The sequence below is a fragment of the Microbulbifer mangrovi genome (assembly GCF_002009015.1).
GTDB lineage: Bacteria > Pseudomonadota > Gammaproteobacteria > Pseudomonadales > Cellvibrionaceae > Microbulbifer > Microbulbifer mangrovi.
In genome coordinates this window covers 28,106-43,938 of sequence record NZ_LZDE01000325.1, presented here as the reverse complement: position 1 = coordinate 43,938, position 15,833 = coordinate 28,106, and the positions used below count along the sequence as shown (strand labels likewise).

Genomic DNA, 15,833 nt, shown 5'->3' with positions numbered 1-15,833 from the left:
TTCGAGTCCCGTCCGGTCCGCCATATACAGAAAAGGCTCACACGAAAGTGTGGGCCTTTTTTGTTTCCGCCACTAACACCTTTCCCCAAGCGACCTTAGTATTTCTCCGGTATCTCTCCGATACACAGGGAGAAGTCGATGCCCAACATAACCGATGAACCCCACCGCGGCGCCATTGCCGATTTGAGAGCCCTGCAGCAGGAGGGACTGCTGACCTTCAAGCGCTATATTCGCGGCGATCTCCCGCTGCCACCCATCTGGCGACTGACGGGTTTGCGCCCCACAGAAGCCGGACTGGGTAAAGCGACCTTCTCCATGCCCATCTCACCCTGGCTAGCGGATGGCACCGGCATTTACTGGGGTGGCATCTATGCCCTGTTCGCGGACTCACCGTTGGCCTCCGCAATCTGGACCACACTGCCCGCATCCAAAATACTGACCACCTCTGAACTCAACATGTCGTTTCTGCGCCCGATCACGGAGCAGACCAGGAATATCATCGGTCACGCCACCACCGTGCACTCGGGAAGCCAGGTGGGACTATCTACCGTGCAGATCTCCGATCAGGACGGGCGCACACTGGCTTTTGGCAGCTCGCGCTGCCTCATCATGGACTTTCCCGTGGACCCCGGCACGGACTTTCCCGAACCGGATCTTGGCCCCACAACCCCGGAAGATCCCTATCTGCGCCCAGCGCCCTCTTCCAACTTCTGCAACCTGAATGAACTGGCCGGCTTGACGCCTATCGATCTACAGCGTGCCACCATTGAGGAGGGCCGCACCCATCCGGTGTGGCTGTTTACCGGGTACCGCGCGACCGCGATTGAAGATGGTTGCTGCAAAGCGACGCTGCCATCGTCGGCCTGGTTTTCCAACGGTAGCTTTTCCATTAACGGAGGACTGCTCGCATGGGCGGCGGACTTCACTATGGGAGGGGCGGTTTATTCGACACTTCCCGCCGGCGACCTGTTCGCCACCCTCGATATGCATATACGGTTTACCCACGCAGCGAATATAGACTCGGGACCGCTCACGCTGATCGCGCGAGTCCACCACCGCGGACGACAGCTGCGAGTGTCTTCATGTGTTGTCACCAATGCGGAGGGGAAACGCGTTGCCATGGCGACGGGTTCTGCACTGGTGATACCGGGAGGAGCGAGAATGCTCAGTGAAGGCATGAAGCCAGAGGAAATTATCGCCTGCGCGACAGCCAACCCCGGACAGATGCACTAGGTCGACTCAAGCTCCTCAAAGCGGATACCCTCCGCCTGTAACTGCGCCCTGAGCGTGGACCACTGATCCTGAGGCAACTGAACCGGTACGCTTACCTGGTGAGTGTACCCGGCATCGTCACAAACACCGCGACACTGGGCAACCAGAAAACGTACGCGGGATTCGTCCGCAAAATCGCACACAATCCGCACGGCTAACAACGGAATAAAGGTGGTTAACTCGGCGGACTGCAGTGCCGCACCTACCGCCCCGCGGTAGGCACGCATCAGCCCACCCACGCCGAGCTTGGTGCCACCGAAATAGCGCGTGACGATCGCCCCGACATTGCCCACGCCCTGCTTCAACAACAACTCAAGCATCGGACGCCCGGCACTGCCGCCGGGCTCACCGTCATCGTCGGACTGCATTGTCTGCGGGTTGGAGGGATTGCCGATCACCAGTGCCGTACAGTGGTGCGAGGCATCGGGATAGCGAGAACGGATTATTTCGAGTTCACGCAAAAAAGCCGCCTTATCGGTAACTGGCCCCAGCCAGCAGATAAAACGGCTCTTTTTCTCTTCCGTCTCAGTGACAACGGGCGAGCAGGGAATCTGATAACTCACCAGAAAATTCGTCCCATTCCTGATCCTGTAAACGCTCGTACAAGGGTTGCAGCTTGGTCTGCCACACCTTGTCGTCGACGACACCAACGTGCTTGCAGCGGATGGTTCCACCCGCGTCCACCAGGAATGTCTCCGGTGCACCGAACACGCCGAGATCCAGCGCCAGGCGCCCCTCTACATCCGATACGGAAAACAGATAGGGGTTGTGGAATTTCTCCAGCCACTTTTGCGCCGCCTCGTTATCGTCCTTCAGGTTGATACCGACAATGGGCACACCGCCCGCAGCCAGATCATTGAGATACGGATGCTCGACCCGGCAGGAAATGCACCAGGTGGCCCACACGTTCAACAGCAGCGGCTTGTTGGGCAGATCCTTCTTTTTGAGCTCGCGGTTGGATTCCACATCGAGCAGCGTGAACTCGGGCACCGGCTTGTTCACCAGCGCCGAAGGCATATCCTGCGGGTTCAAAGAGAGCCCACGCCAGAACAACAGCGCCAGCGCGGCAAAAATTATCAGCGGAAGAAACAGTTTTAACCTGGCCATTGGGCGTCGCTATCCTTTAATTCAGTCTGGCTTTTGGTGAAGCGGGCCGGAATCAGGTCACGGCCAGGGAGCCATCTGCAGAACCGTCAGCGGCCACCTTGGCTGTCCGCGCCGCTTTGATCTTGCGATAGCGCTTGTCCGCGACCGCAATGGCACCACCCAGCGCCATCAGCGCCGCGCCGAGCCAAATCCAGATCACAAACGCCTTGTACTGAAGGCGCACTGCCCAATCACCGCCCAGGTTATTTTTATCCATGGGGTCGCCCAGCGCCACGTACAGGTCGCGGAAAATGCCGCTATCAATGGCCGCTTCGGTCATGATGTTGCCCCCGGAGAGGTAGCTGCGCTTCTGGGGCAGCAACTCCGCAACCAGGCGGCCATTCTTGCGCACCATCAACACACCTTCAGAAGCTCGGTAATTCGGCCCCTGAACCTGACGCACCCCCTCAAAGGTAAATTCGTAACCGGAGAGCGCTGCACTCTGCCCCGGCGACATACGCAGGTCTTTCTCAACACTGTAAACGGTGGTCAGCGCCACACCGAGTATGGAAATGGCGAGACCAATATGCCCCAGATGCATGCCGTAGTAGCTGGCACGCTGACGCTTGAGGCCGGCCCAGAGAGTCTCTGCATTGCGCGACTTCACCCGCATATCCGCCACACTGGAGGCGATCACCCAGAGACCCGCAAAAACACCGAGCATCGCACCCCAGTGGAAGTCACCCGCCAGCAGGGTCACCAGCGGTGCCGCAAGCGCTGCCATCAACGCGGGCACACCCCAGGTCTTCGCCAGCTTGCCCATCTGGCTATCTTTCCAGTTGGCGTGGATACCGAGCCCCAGCAGCAGGCTCAGCACCAGCATCAGGGGCACAAAGAACATATTGAAGAAGGGCGGTCCCACACTGATCTTGCCCCAGCCCAACGCATCGGCGAGCAGCGGGTACAAGGTACCGGTAATCACTACCGCCATGATCAGAACCAGCACGATGTTGTTGCCAAGCAAGAAGGTTTCCCGGGAGCGCACTGAAAACACGCTGCCGGCACTCACTGCCGGTGCGCGCACTGCAAACAGCAACAGGGACGCACCCACCACTACCGCCAGGAACGCCAGGATAAACCCGCCGCGCAGGGGGTCGGTGGCGAAAGCATGCACAGAGGTCAATACGCCGGAACGCACCAGGAAAGTACCCAGCAGGCTGAGACCAAAGGCAAAAATAGAGAGCAGGATAGTCCAGCTGCGGAAAAGTCCGCGCTTCTCAGTCACCGCCAGGGAATGAAGCAGGGCCGTCCCCACCAGCCAGGGCATAAAGGAGGCGTTTTCTACCGGATCCCAGAACCACCAGCCACCCCAACCCAGCTCGTAGTAGGCCCACCAGCTTCCAAGGGCAATACCCAGGGTGAGAAAGGACCAGGCTATCGCCGTCCACGGCCGTGCCCAGCGCGCCCAGGCGCTGTCGAGGCGCCCTTCCAACAGTGCCGCAATGGCAAATGCAAAGGCCACCGAGAATCCCACATACCCCATATAAAGCAGCGGTGGGTGAATAATCATGCCCGGATCCTGCAATAGCGGGTTCAGGTCACTGCCGTCATTGGGCGGAAATGGCAGGATCCGATCAAAGGGGTTCGAGGTAAGCAGGATAAACAGGAAGAAGCCGATCAACAGCATGCCGAGCACCGACAACACCCGGGCTACCAGCACATCTGGCAGTTGCCGGCTGAACAGGGCAACCGCTGAAGTCCAACCCGCCAGCATCAACAACCACAGCAGGATTGAGCCCTCGTGACCACCCCACACTGCGGTGATCTTATAAATCATCGGCAGGATGCTGTTGGAGTTTTGCGCCACATAAGCCACCGTGAAATCGCTGTTAACGAACGCCACGGTCAGGCAGACAAAGGAAAGTGCGGTGAATGCCAGCACCCCCAGCGAAAGCGGGCGCGCGGTGTCCATCCACAGTACGCGACCGGTGTAGGTACCCAGCAGCGGTACAACCGACAGCACCACCGAGAGCAGCAGACCGACAATCAGGGCAAAGTGACCCAGCTCAGGACTCATATCTTGGTATCTCCATGGCATTTCGCCTTACCGCGCATGGACTCCGCAACTTCCGGCGGTGTGTAGGATTCATCGTGCTTGGCCAGCACCTGGTCTGCGCGCACGTAACCATCCTGCTGCAGCTTGCCAGTCACCACCGCAGCCTCACCCTCTGCAAACAGGTCCGGCAGAATCTTGTCGAACACTACCTCCAGCTCTGCTTCGCCATCGGTAAGCGCAAAGCGCACGTCGAGGGAATCGTTGTCGCGTACGATACTGCCCGGCACCACACAGCCACCGGCACGTATACGCTTTTCAAAAGGCACTTCACCGGCAGCAAAGGCGCTGGGCGCATAAAAGTAGTCCATATTGGAGCGCATCGCGTAGGCGACAAAACCCACGGCGGCACTGGAAAGTGCCACCAGAAGAACCACCAGAATCAGTCGTTGTTTACGGGCTGGGTGCATGATTGACCTGTTATAAATCGATTTTTAAAAACGGCTGCGGAGCCATTCAGGCTCAGGACGCGGTTGTAGGCTCTGGCTGTGGCTGGCGTTCTTCCGCCGTACGACGACGCGCCTCTTCCTGGCGCATCTGTCGACCGAAGTCCCGGCGCAGTTGACGTTGGCGCAGCAGCGGCTGTACCACTAGCGCCACCAACACAAGCAGCGCCACGACATAAGAAACCCAGACGTAAGGGCCGTGGCCATTCATGGCAATAAAACTGGCGAAACTGTCAAATTGGAATTGCATGGCAGCTCCCTCAAGCTCGGGCCGCGGGTGCGAACAGCTCGCGCACCCATTGGGTACGCCACTCGCGCTGCAGGATCAGGCTACGGGTGTGAAGCGTCAGCACCCAGGCATAAAAAAGGTAAAAACCGGCAATCATGGTGATCAGCGGGTAAAACATGCTGGGATCAATGGTGCTGGCTTCGGTGAGTTTCAGGGTCGCGGGCTGGTGCAATGTGAACCACCAGTCGACGGACTTGTAGATGATCGGAATATTGACCGTCCCCACCAACGCCAGTAATGCACTGGCCTTGTCGCCGGACTGCTCACGGCTAAAAGCACCAGACAGCGCCATAACACCCAGATACAGGAAGAACAGGATCAGCATGGATGTGATGCGGGCGTCCCACACCCAGTAGGTGCCCCAGGTTGGCTTTCCCCATATCGCGCCGGTAAACAGAGAAATGAAGGTAAGCGCCGCACCGATCGGCGCTGCTGCGCGCATCACCACGAACGAAAGTTTCATCTTCCAGATCAGGCCGATGGCACCACAGAAGGCCATGATGTAGTACCCGGCGAGCGCAAGGAATGCGGCGGGGACGTGAATATAGATAATGCGGTAACTGTTGCCCTGTTTGGCATCCTGCGGCGCAAACCCGAGCCCCCAGACGATGCCAACAGAAAGCAACAAAACACTGGCTGCACCCAGCCACGGCAGCCAGGCGCTGGTTTTCTGATAAAACCAGCGCGGCGATCCCAATCTGTGAAACCATTGCCAGGACAAAATAAGTACTCCTATGCCCTTCTGTTCCCCATTTCCCGTACCGCTATCGTGAAATGTACGTAGAAGGGTTAGTTTTCGAGACTGATGCGAATGGCGCCCGCAGCCGCCAGTGGCGCCAGCGCCGCGGCCGCCGCCAGAATTGCACCAAGAATTGCCATTTGCGGGCCGTAACTGTATCCGTCCAAGGCCGCCTGCACCGTTCCAGTGCCGAAGATTAACACGGGCACATAAAGCGGCATAATAATCAGCGCCAGCAACAGGCCCGGACGCCGCAGTGCCACGGTCAGGGCGGCACCCACTGCCCCGATCAAACTCAAGCTCGCGGTCCCTAGCGCCAGGGAGACGAACAGGGGCCAGTAGCCGGCTTCCCCCAGGTTTAACATCATCCCCAGCAGGGGCGACAGCAACGCCAGTGGCAAGCCGGTCACCAACCAGTGCACCAGCACCTTGGCCAGCACCGGGAAGTACAGAGGCTGGGGCTGCAGCGCCAGCTGCTCCAGGGAGCCATCTTCATAGTCACCGCGAAACAGGGACTCCTGGGAGAGGAGCGTTGCCAGCAATGCCATCACCCAGATCAAGCCGGCCGCCATGCGTGCAAGCATTTCAGGTTCCGGACCTATGCCAAGTGGCATCATGGCCAGCACGGTCACAAAAAACAGCAGCGGATTGACGATATCAGAGCGACGACGCACAGCGAGGGTCAGCTCGGTGCGAAACAGGGTGTAAAAGCCTGCGACACGCAGGGGGGCGGCTGCGCCTTCGGCCCCCAGATTACTCTCCCCGGCCCCGCTATATTGCTTCACCGATTCAGCCCGCATACATCCACTCCGCTGATACGTCCCGACAGGGCTGGAAGTCTGCCAGGTTGATCTTTGCAAGCGGCGCAATAGCTACCGGCTGGTGGGAAGTCAGCAAGACACAACCACCGCACTGCATATGCAGATTCATCTGGGCTTCCAGGCTGGCAACGCCGGCGACATCCAGGGCCGCGAGCGGCTCATCCAGAATCCACAACGGGGGCGCATCCGGCAAATACAGTCGCGCCAGCGCTACCCGGCGATTCTGACCGGCGGAAAGCTGCTGGCAGAGCACATCTTCAAACCCATACAGCCCAACCGCATCCAGTGCTGCAATCGCCGCAGAACCGGAAGCCCCGTACCAGGCCAGGTTTTCCAGGGGGGTAAGTCCACGCCGCACACCGGCGTTGTGACCAATATATAGAAGAGATGCGCGCAGGGAGGGAAGTGCCGCGGGGAACCGATTTCCACGCCAGAGGATATCGCCGGTAAAATCGGATGCCGTTCCGATAAGCGTGCGAATCAGTGTGCTCTTACCGGCGCCATTGGCCCCTTCTATCTGCAGCGCGGAGCCTCGTGCCAGCTCAAACCCCAGCCCCTCGAACAAAACGCGGCCGTCCCGCTCACAGGCGAGCTCCCGCGCACTCAGAGCGAGGTCAACAGATCCACTGTTTGCTGTTTGCGCAGGTCCAGATGCCATTGTGCACCGCGTTTGATGAAAAAGTAGCCGGCATTATACCGGTAGTGGCGTGTTTTGTATGGCATTGCGATGCGCTTCCGCTGTATCGTGATCTTTTTCCGCAACATCCCAGCGAATCACCGCCTCTACCCGGCTACTCCCCGGCAAGTAATTCACCTCGTCGCACACTGTATGTAATAGGTTGAGTCCCCGGCCCGCGTATACCCCCGTGGGTTCACGGACTTCCGGAAACCCGCTACCGCTATCTTCCACCACCAGTATCAATGTGCCCCCCTGCTTACCCTCACTACAGCTGAGCGAGATACTTACCCACCCCTCCTGCAGCCCACTGCGGCGCTCTGCCAACAGGTCGTAATAACGCACGAAGCCGTCATCGGTATTTTTGATGGAAGAATCCAGCCCCAGCACGCCGTGCTCCAGGGCATTGCGAAACAGCTCGCCGAGAGCAATCGCGAGATCTTCCTGAAAACGCGCAGCACCGGGCATCTGGGCCAGAACCCCGAGCAGGTGCGGCAGCGGATCTGCCTCGCGCAACTCCTCCTGGGTCACCTGCAGACGCATCGACCAGTTGCCGACCCGCCCGCCCCGACGATCTCCTGCCTGATCCGCCGCTGGACACCCGCTCCGGTTAAGAGAGTCGTCGGTCAGGTCCAGTTCCACCAGAGACAGGTCATCGTGCTGCTCTGCGGCATGGGCATTTACGGCCATCAGGATCTGGTCAAACGCCTGGGCGCTGTTGCCATCCGCACGCAACAATTCCATTAACCGGCATTCGCCAAAGTGCTCTCCCTTGCTATTGCGCGCCTCATGAATGCCGTCACTCCACAGGTACAAACGGTCCCCGGGAAGCACCCGTAAATTGACGATCGACGTATCCACCTGATCGGTGGGTAGCACGCCGAATGGCAGATGCCGGGATTCGAGCAGGAGCAGCTCACCACTGGTGCGTTTTAGGCAGGGGCTGGGCATCCCGGCGTTTAGGATGCGCAGATGATTGCGCCGAGGATCCAGTTCGAGCATGACCAGACAACAGAACATCTGCCGCGGCAGAATACCGTGCAGTTTGCGGTTCATTTCCCGCAGCACCCGACTCATGGAGAAGCCACGGGGCATCATGGAATAAAAGATGGATGTCAGGGGCACCGCACCAACGGCTGCTGCCAGGCCGTGGCCGGCAAAATCGCCCAGCATCAGCACCAGCTTGCCGTCCGGTGTGTAGGTGGCCGCGAGCAGGTCCCCATTCAGCACCGCCCGCGGTGAAAGGTGATAGCGAATTGCCGGGGTACCGTCCAGACAGCTTTCGTTGCCGAGATTGCCAAAGATTTCCCGTGCATTGGCCTGCTCCTGTAGGAAATCCGCATGGTGCCGCCGCAAGCGGTCACGCTGCGCCATCAATGAACGACTGAATTCGCAGAAACGCCGGATGGAGGCCAGCTTTAGCTGTACCAGGGGCGGGCTGTAAGGCTTGGTGAGGATATCGTCACAATCGGTGGGCGGTTCGACGGGCACCTGCGGAGCGGTCAAGTCGTGAACAAACAGGATGGGAACAGGCTCGATGCCACCACTTTGTCGCAACTGGCGGATATCGCCACTGGCAACCCGCGCCGCAGCAAGGGGACCAAAAATCACCAGATTGGGAAGAAACTCTTCATAGGTCTCCAGTGCAACGGCAATATCCGGCGCAACTTCGACGCCTACGTCGGTGGGCAATTTATTTCCGCCAGCAGCGGTATGCCGCCAGCCCTGGATCAGGTGCCTGAGCTCTGCCGCCTCGCTGGCATCGCTCTCGACAATCAGGACGCGAAAGGCAGCCATCAGCAACGTGCCCCTCAGCGTATGCTGAAAATCCGGTCAAAATTGGAGACGGATAGAATGTGGGACACGTGAGAATTGGCATTCATTAGTTCCACCTGCGGATGGACGCCCTCGCTCGCTACTTCCACACAGTAATCCCGCAGCAACAGCAACATTCCCAGCGCAGCGCTATCCAGATGATCGGTTTCGGAGAGATCTACGAGGAAGGTTCTGGGAGGCGGCGACACATTGCGATAGGCCCGCTGGAATTCCCGGTGCATATTGAAATCGAAATTGCCGGCCACGCGGATGATCAGTGCATCACCGCTTTCCGAGACTTCCGAGGTCACCCTGCTGTCATACCTGTCGGAAACTACCATCTGAAGGTCCCTTTTCCTTCCATTCCTGACGCCTGCACCCAATATACACCCCACCGGGTGGCGTGAAAACGGGTGCCGGACCATGTCGCCTGCCCGTTACGCCCACAAACGAAAAAAGGGTGCACAAGGCACCCTTTTCCCTTTGGGAGAGGACTACCCCGTTGCTAGAGACGCGATGCTCAGAACGGTCGGGCAGCTCACTGTATAAAACCGGACATACACCGGTATGCGCAAATTGGTCTGAAAATTCCTGCCAGCTTAAAAATCGTACTGGAAATCCATCAGCTCCCGTCTGAGACGCATCTCCTCCAGCTTGTCTTCGACCATCCGGCGGGCGTCCCTGGGATTGTGAGGGGTATACAGTAGATCCTCTTCCGACGAGGAATCGTTTTCATCAAAATCCATGTCATTTTCGATAACGTTGCCGCTCATAGAAAACTCCACAATCTCGATCTGCCAAGGCAGAAACACTTTGTCTGTTTTTGTTGTGCAATCGCAGATTAGCCAGCTCTGACTTTTCCGGTCAAGCATCTTTTTCACTGTGGAAACAAGTTTTTTCGCAAGGTTACACACGCCACAGCAACACGCCCCACCGGCGGGAAAAGTCTCTCCGCGACGGGTGGCGTCAGACGCAAAAATAGCGGCTATTTGTTACCAAATTGCGGCAGTTTTTCTCAAAATACCCCCGGGGAAAGACGGCCCTCAGCACCGCTCATTAATTACGCACAGAGGTAACCCGTCACAATCTGACGTTACCCTCGGTGACATTCATGATCAATAATGAGAAGTGGCTAGCAATTCTACCGACGCAAGCGACAAACGGAGAGGCCAGAGGGGAAGAAAATGAGACGAGTCATCAGGGGAAAAGATACTGGAAACCTGCCAGACAACATCGTCGTGGGCCCCAGCCTGCTCAGGAAAGGACACCCGCCGGTCCTCCCCCATGACAGGCGCGGCGACAGTCGCTAGAATGTGCGCCCTCACCGGCCCCCGTCGGTTAACAGGATAAACCACGGACCTCCTAAGTCCGGACTGGTGGTTCGAGTCCACCCGGGGGCGCCATATTCCCATCCGAGCATGCCCACAATCACCCACCAAGCCCCTGTTTTAAAAGAATTTTCTCCACTTTTGCTCACCAATTAGCCCAGACAAATCCAGCCTAATCCAGCACTTGGTGTTGGGGTTTTTATTGGGGTTATAATTCGGAGCCAGTATTTTTTGGGGCTTGCATAGGCCAAACCCCAACAGAATAGACACAGCGCCACCAACCATGGGTAAAGCAGCCTATTGCCACCCGCCCCTCCAGGAGTGCCCGATGCCCCTAACTGACACCAGGATCAAGGCCCTAAAGCCGAAGGCCAAGAAATACAAAATGGCCGACGAGAGGGGCTTATGGATCGCGGTATTCCCCAACGGCTCTAAGCGGTGGCTGTTCGTCTTCCGCCTGCACGGCAAACAGCGTGAAGCAGGCCTAGGTACATACCCTGCCATCAGCCTGAAACAAGCCCGGAGCTTCCGCGACGAAATGCGCAGCCAAGTAGCGGAAGGGGTAGACCCCGTTGCAGCAAGGAAAGCGAGCAAGGTCGCCCAAAAGGCAGCACTGGAAAATACCTTCGAAGCGATATTCCGCGAATGGTACAAGCGCGACATCGAAGGAAAGATGGCACCCAAAACCTGCCAAAAAATAAGCAACATTATGGGCAGCTACGTACTGCCCAGCCTCGGGAAAACCCCTATTGCAGAGATAGGCGTTGCTGAAGTCCATTACTGCTTGCGCGCCATTCAAGACAGGGGGCTTAAAGAAACTCCTTCTAAGGCGAAAAGCTACATAAGCAAAGTGTTTCGCTACGCTGCGCCAATGGGTTTAGTCGATAGCGACCCCACCGCCCTGCTCCGAGACGTCATCAAACGCGAAAAAGGTACTCATGCGGCTGCCATTACAGACCCCAAAAACGTTGGCCGCCTCATGCTGGCAATAGATGAGTATCAGGGTAAATCTCCGACAGTACCGGTTGCATTAAAACTGTCAGCTTTGTGGCTTATGAGGCCAGGAGAGATCCGAAAACTTGAGTGGTCGAGCGTTAACTGGGAGAAGAAGCGGCTGGAATTCACGGTCACCAAAACAGGAAAGAGCAAATCGCAGGCACAGAATGAAATGCTAGTGCCCCTCGCGAGGCAGGCGCTGACACTCTTGAAAGAGATACACTGCTTCACTGGCCATGGCCGCTACGTGTTCCCCAGTGCCCGCGGCATGGGCCGGCCGATGTCCGAAAACGCAGTCAGAGTAGCCCTTCGCACTTTGGGGTTTAGTAGTAATGAAATGAGCGCCCAAGGCTTCCGAGCTATGGGGCGGACTTTGCTCGATGAAGAGCTTCGCGAGCCCGTAGAGCTAATTGAAGCCGCCCTATCGCACACAGTAAAGGACCCGTTGGGACGGGCCTACAATCGAACCACCCATATCGAAGCACGGAGCAGCATGATGCAGCGGTGGGCGGACTATCTAGACCTACTCCGCGAAGATGCCTCTGGCGGAAATTTCATCGAAGCAAAATTTGGAACTTAGCCGGGGCCTACCGCCCCCCCGGAAGCCTCGCCAAGCGAAAACGTCCTCCTGCATGTACCCCTAACCATCCTTACCCCAAAGTGAATCGGATTAAGTCGGTCGCAACCCTCAAAACGGAAATCATTGCCTAAAATTTTTCACTCTTTATCGCCAAAAAATCCGTGCTTTTATCTTTTTTTACTGGCTAATCCAGTGGGGCTTTTATCGGCCTGCGCATTCCGTACCACTCTGTATAACTCTATCTACTTCTGTCGCTTTACAGCGCACTAGATCCAAAATCCCCTCCTTCGAATCGCCTTTTGGCATCACTTAACTGTTGCATATATTTTTCCCCTCAGTCCTAGCAACTCCAGAGAGGCACATAACAATGCCCAAAAGACCAGCCGAATATTTCCCTCACGATCCAGATGCATTTGTAAGAGCTTCAGACTGCGCCCGTTTTCTCAGTATTGGCTTAAGTACCTGGTGGGGGTGGGTGCAGCAAGGAAAGGTAGAGCGCCCTAAAAAGCTGGGGCCAAAAACTTCCGTCTGGAAGGCCGGCTACGTCCGCAGCCTCCAAGATAGCTTGCTCACAGATGCCTGCTAGCACTGCTCTTGAAAGGCACGCTATTCGACTTTGAGCGCCTCTTCGTAAACCACCAGCCCCGCCCCAGCCGGTATATGTAATACACAGAGTTAAAGATTGTGAACCCAGAACAGCCGACCCCCAAAAAAATGTCTAGCCTCGTGAGCAGTGCACTTGAGTACGCAGCACAGGGGTTCCCCGTTTTACCCCTCCACTCCATTAGCGAGGAAGGACACTGCACATGCACTGAAAATCCATGCCGCAACAAACCTGGCAAACACCCGCGCACAAAAAACGGGCTTCACAACGCAACAATCGACCCCGAGAAAATTAAGCGGTGGTGGAGCATGTGGCCCAACGCCAATATCGGACTGCTGCCCAATGCACTTGTCGTGGACGTAGATAACCAGGAAGCGTTCTCCAAGTTGCTAGAAAAACATGGCACAACTATGCCCCACTGCCCCACGGTAAGAACAGGCAAGGGCTTTCACCTATATTTCGCCAACCCCGAGGCAGGCAAAGTCAAAAGCACTGGCGGGATAGCTGGCTGCTTCGATGTGCGAGGCAATACAAGTTACGCAGTTGCACCCCCAAGCATGCATATCTCGGGCAAAGTGTACGAATGGTTAATACCGCTTACCGGCACACTCCCTCAGGCTCCACAGTGGCTGCTACGAGAAATTGCTGATCACAAGGCAAAAGGAGGAAAATTGCCTAACAACAATGCGCCCACCGTATCCAGCAACGGAATAGCACCAACGAGAACCTCCCGATATGGCCACGCCGCACTCGATAGTGCCTACCAACGAGTACGTGTAACTAAAGAAGGGAGCCGCAACAACAGCCTCAACGAAGAAGCCTACTGCATTGGTCAGTTAATCGGTGGTGGCGAGATTGATGAGTCAGAGGCTATGAACGTATTACGCGCTGCTGCAATATCCACCGGTTTAGATGACGACGAGGTTAACAGGACTCTAAAAAGCGCCTTTGCGGCTGGAATACAGAAACCTAGAACTGCAGAGGGTGATGCAAGCAGCTTCATACAAAGCGCTGCCCCGGAAATAGCAAAAGTAGCGACAATAGCGGTAGCAAAACCAGAGTGGCCGGACCCACAACCCATCGTGGGCATCCATAAAATCGAGCCGTATCCTGAGGATGCATTACCGCCAACGATACAGGCCGCCGTCAAGGAGGTGGCCAGCTTTACCCAGGCCCCGCTTCCTCTAGTAGCCTCAACAGCTCTCGGAGCAGTTTCTATCGCTACTCAACACTTATCTGACGTTAAGCGCGATGAAAAGCTAAAGGGGCCCACGAGCTTATTCCTACTGACTATTGCCGACTCAGGAGAGCGGAAGTCCACGTGCGAAGGGTACTTCACGAGGCCCATTGCTGAGTACGAAAAAGAGCAGGCAGAAGTAATGGCCTCCGAAATCAAGCGCCACAAATCTGAGCATGCGGCATGGGAGGCCAAACGGTCTGGACTGCTAGCAGCGATCAAGAAAGGAGCAGAGCAGGAACCTGAGTCAGTAATAAGAAAAAAAGAGGCCGAGCTGACAGAGCTGGAACTACGCGAACCGCATTCTCCAAAGGTACCTAAGCTGTTATTGGGTGATCACACTCCTGAAAGCCTTGGTAGAACACTGGCAAAGAAGTACCCATCTGGAGGAATTTCCAGTAGCGAAGGCGGGATCATTTTTGGCTCTCATGGTATGGGCAGCGAGAGCGTCATGCGTAATCTCGCTACGCTTAACGTCCTCTGGGATGGAGGCATGCTGGACGTAGGGCGCGTAGGCTCCGGCGATCTCACTATTGACGGAGTTCGGCTTACCGTATCACTACAGGTACAAAAAGAGACCCTGGAAACGTTCATTGAACGCGTAGGTGCATTGGCGCGCGGAAGTGGCTATTGGGCACGCTTTCTTTTCGCTTGGCCACAATCCACTCAGGGCACCAGACTTTACAAAGAACCGCCCAAGAATACACCTGCCCTAGAGGTATTCAGCCGGCGGGTTAGGGAGATTCTTGACAGCCCCGCACCACTTACAAGGAAAGGCACACTTGAACCGCCAGCACTATCTTTTACTCCTGAAGCAAAAGCCTTATGGGTGGAATTTTACAATGGCATAGAAAAGGAGCTTGGAGAAGGTGGCGGGCTGGAGAGTGTCAGAGATGCAGCTAGCAAGGCCGCAGACAACGCCGCTAGACTATCAGCACTTTTCCATATATTCGAGAATGGCGGCACCGGTGCGATCGGCATAGATTCGGTTAATGGGGCGTGCCGACTGGCTGCCTGGCACCTGAACGAAACCCTGAGGTTCTTTAACGAAGTGGATTTGCCACAGGTTCTCAAAGACGCAGCTACGCTGGAAAAGTGGGTAGTAGACAAGTGCAAAAAATACGGCGATCGGAAAATACCCAAAAATGAGGTTGCACAGAAAGGCCCCTATTCCATACGGAAGAAGGCAAAGCTAGACCCAGCTATCAGGGCGCTGGAGCTATTGGGCCGTTTCAAGCTAGAAAATGACGGTCGGAGAGACGTGCTCTGCATAAATCCGGCACTAATGAGCGCAACCGATGCTAGCTGAACTAATAGACGGAGAAGGCCATCCTTGGGATATTGCTACTGCTATTCCCGCAATTCACGCCATTACTGGACCGCGTATCCAGTGTAGAAATAGCAAGAATCGCGGCAATAGCTATAGCGACCCTCAGAATGGGAGGACTCCCCCATTCTCGAACTTAGAGCTAATCGAATACTGCGACGCCCTCGGTGCGCAGTTACTGCGAGATGATTGCCACTTCTTACTAAGTCACCTGCCCAGCTTTGTGCACACACGCCTCAAAGTCATGGATGACTACCTTGCAAGATGGAGGGTGGCGGCAAGTCGGGAGCTCGTGCAGCACAAGAAACAAAACGTCGGACGCTATGCCGCAAATAGATGGCTAAGAGAGCAAAGCCTTAAAACCCGCCCCCGGTGGGTAGGGGGAGGTTAATTCCTAGGTTTTTCCACCTATACCGCGCGGGAAGTCGAACCCACACGTCCGCAAGTTTGGAGCGGGGGGGTATAATTGGAATTACCACCCTGCCCTTACTCCTTCTTATATCC

Annotated in this window: 14 protein-coding genes and 1 tRNA gene; 4 read left to right on the top strand and 11 right to left on the bottom strand. The window is 56.4% G+C overall.

Going from position 1 to position 15,833, the window contains the following annotated elements:
* The first annotated feature begins 138 nt into the window (after positions 1 to 138).
* Complete coding sequence (locus B4U49_RS12700; RefSeq protein WP_078084974.1) at positions 139 to 1,233, top strand: PaaI family thioesterase; 1,095 nt, start codon at positions 139 to 141, stop codon at positions 1,231 to 1,233.
* Here B4U49_RS12700 and B4U49_RS12695 read toward each other — a convergent pair.
* The 11 genes from B4U49_RS12695 to B4U49_RS19165 form a co-directional block, all read right to left on the bottom strand.
* A complete protein-coding gene (locus tag B4U49_RS12695) occupies positions 1,230 to 1,835 on the bottom strand; it encodes an IMPACT family protein (protein ID WP_275078285.1) in 606 nt (201 codons plus the stop codon). The two genes, B4U49_RS12700 and B4U49_RS12695, sit on opposite strands and share 4 nt — an antisense overlap.
* The gene (locus B4U49_RS12690; protein ID WP_078084973.1) at positions 1,798 to 2,379 is read right to left on the bottom strand and encodes a DsbE family thiol:disulfide interchange protein; all 582 of its coding nucleotides are present in this window, start codon (positions 2,377 to 2,379) and stop codon (positions 1,798 to 1,800) included. Before B4U49_RS12690 ends, B4U49_RS12695 begins: the two co-directional genes overlap by 38 nt.
* A gap of 52 nt (positions 2,380 to 2,431) precedes the next feature.
* The gene (locus B4U49_RS12685) at positions 2,432 to 4,435 is read right to left on the bottom strand and encodes a heme lyase CcmF/NrfE family subunit (RefSeq protein WP_078084972.1); all 2,004 of its coding nucleotides are present in this window, start codon (positions 4,433 to 4,435) and stop codon (positions 2,432 to 2,434) included.
* Positions 4,432 to 4,881 (bottom strand): cytochrome c maturation protein CcmE, encoded by a 450-nt coding sequence (gene ccmE / locus B4U49_RS12680; protein ID WP_078084971.1) that lies wholly within the window; start codon positions 4,879 to 4,881, stop codon positions 4,432 to 4,434. Before ccmE ends, B4U49_RS12685 begins: the two co-directional genes overlap by 4 nt.
* Positions 4,882 to 4,933: 52 nt before the next feature.
* Positions 4,934 to 5,167, bottom strand: coding sequence for a heme exporter protein CcmD (gene ccmD / locus B4U49_RS12675; protein WP_078084970.1), 234 nt, complete (start codon positions 5,165 to 5,167; stop codon positions 4,934 to 4,936).
* Between the two features lie 10 nt (positions 5,168 to 5,177).
* Positions 5,178 to 5,927, bottom strand: a complete 750-nt coding sequence (locus B4U49_RS12670; protein ID WP_078084969.1) for a heme ABC transporter permease — start codon at positions 5,925 to 5,927, stop codon at positions 5,178 to 5,180.
* 68 nt (positions 5,928 to 5,995) lie between these two features.
* The gene (gene ccmB / locus B4U49_RS12665; RefSeq protein WP_239692613.1) at positions 5,996 to 6,745 is read right to left on the bottom strand and encodes a heme exporter protein CcmB; all 750 of its coding nucleotides are present in this window, start codon (positions 6,743 to 6,745) and stop codon (positions 5,996 to 5,998) included.
* On the bottom strand, positions 6,735 to 7,424 hold the full coding sequence (gene ccmA, locus B4U49_RS12660) for a cytochrome c biogenesis heme-transporting ATPase CcmA (RefSeq protein WP_078084968.1): 690 nt from the start codon (positions 7,422 to 7,424) through the stop codon (positions 6,735 to 6,737). Before ccmA ends, ccmB begins: the two co-directional genes overlap by 11 nt.
* A 33-nt stretch (positions 7,425 to 7,457) precedes the next feature.
* Positions 7,458 to 9,239 carry an ATP-binding SpoIIE family protein phosphatase gene (locus B4U49_RS12655; protein ID WP_078084967.1) on the bottom strand — a complete coding sequence of 594 codons (1,782 nt, stop codon included), beginning with the start codon at positions 9,237 to 9,239 and terminating at the stop codon, positions 7,458 to 7,460.
* A 14-nt stretch (positions 9,240 to 9,253) separates the two neighbouring features.
* Positions 9,254 to 9,598, bottom strand: a complete 345-nt coding sequence (locus B4U49_RS12650) for an STAS domain-containing protein (protein ID WP_078084966.1) — start codon at positions 9,596 to 9,598, stop codon at positions 9,254 to 9,256.
* Between the two features lie 258 nt (positions 9,599 to 9,856).
* Positions 9,857 to 10,030, bottom strand: a complete 174-nt coding sequence (locus B4U49_RS19165; protein WP_193432845.1) for a PA3496 family putative envelope integrity protein — start codon at positions 10,028 to 10,030, stop codon at positions 9,857 to 9,859.
* 554 nt (positions 10,031 to 10,584) lie between these two features.
* Between B4U49_RS19165 and B4U49_RS12640 the strand changes: the two genes are divergently transcribed.
* The 3 genes from B4U49_RS12640 (at position 10,585) to B4U49_RS12630 (ending at position 15,311) form a co-directional block, all read left to right on the top strand.
* Positions 10,585 to 10,660: transfer RNA gene (locus B4U49_RS12640), tRNA-Arg, on the top strand.
* Between the two features lie 253 nt (positions 10,661 to 10,913).
* The gene (locus tag B4U49_RS12635) at positions 10,914 to 12,161 is read left to right on the top strand and encodes a tyrosine-type recombinase/integrase (RefSeq protein ID WP_078084964.1); all 1,248 of its coding nucleotides are present in this window, start codon (positions 10,914 to 10,916) and stop codon (positions 12,159 to 12,161) included.
* 684 nt (positions 12,162 to 12,845) lie between these two features.
* Positions 12,846 to 15,311 carry a DUF3987 domain-containing protein gene (locus B4U49_RS12630; RefSeq protein ID WP_143735652.1) on the top strand — a complete coding sequence of 822 codons (2,466 nt, stop codon included), beginning with the start codon at positions 12,846 to 12,848 and terminating at the stop codon, positions 15,309 to 15,311.
* Positions 15,312 to 15,833: the final 522 nt, after the last annotated feature.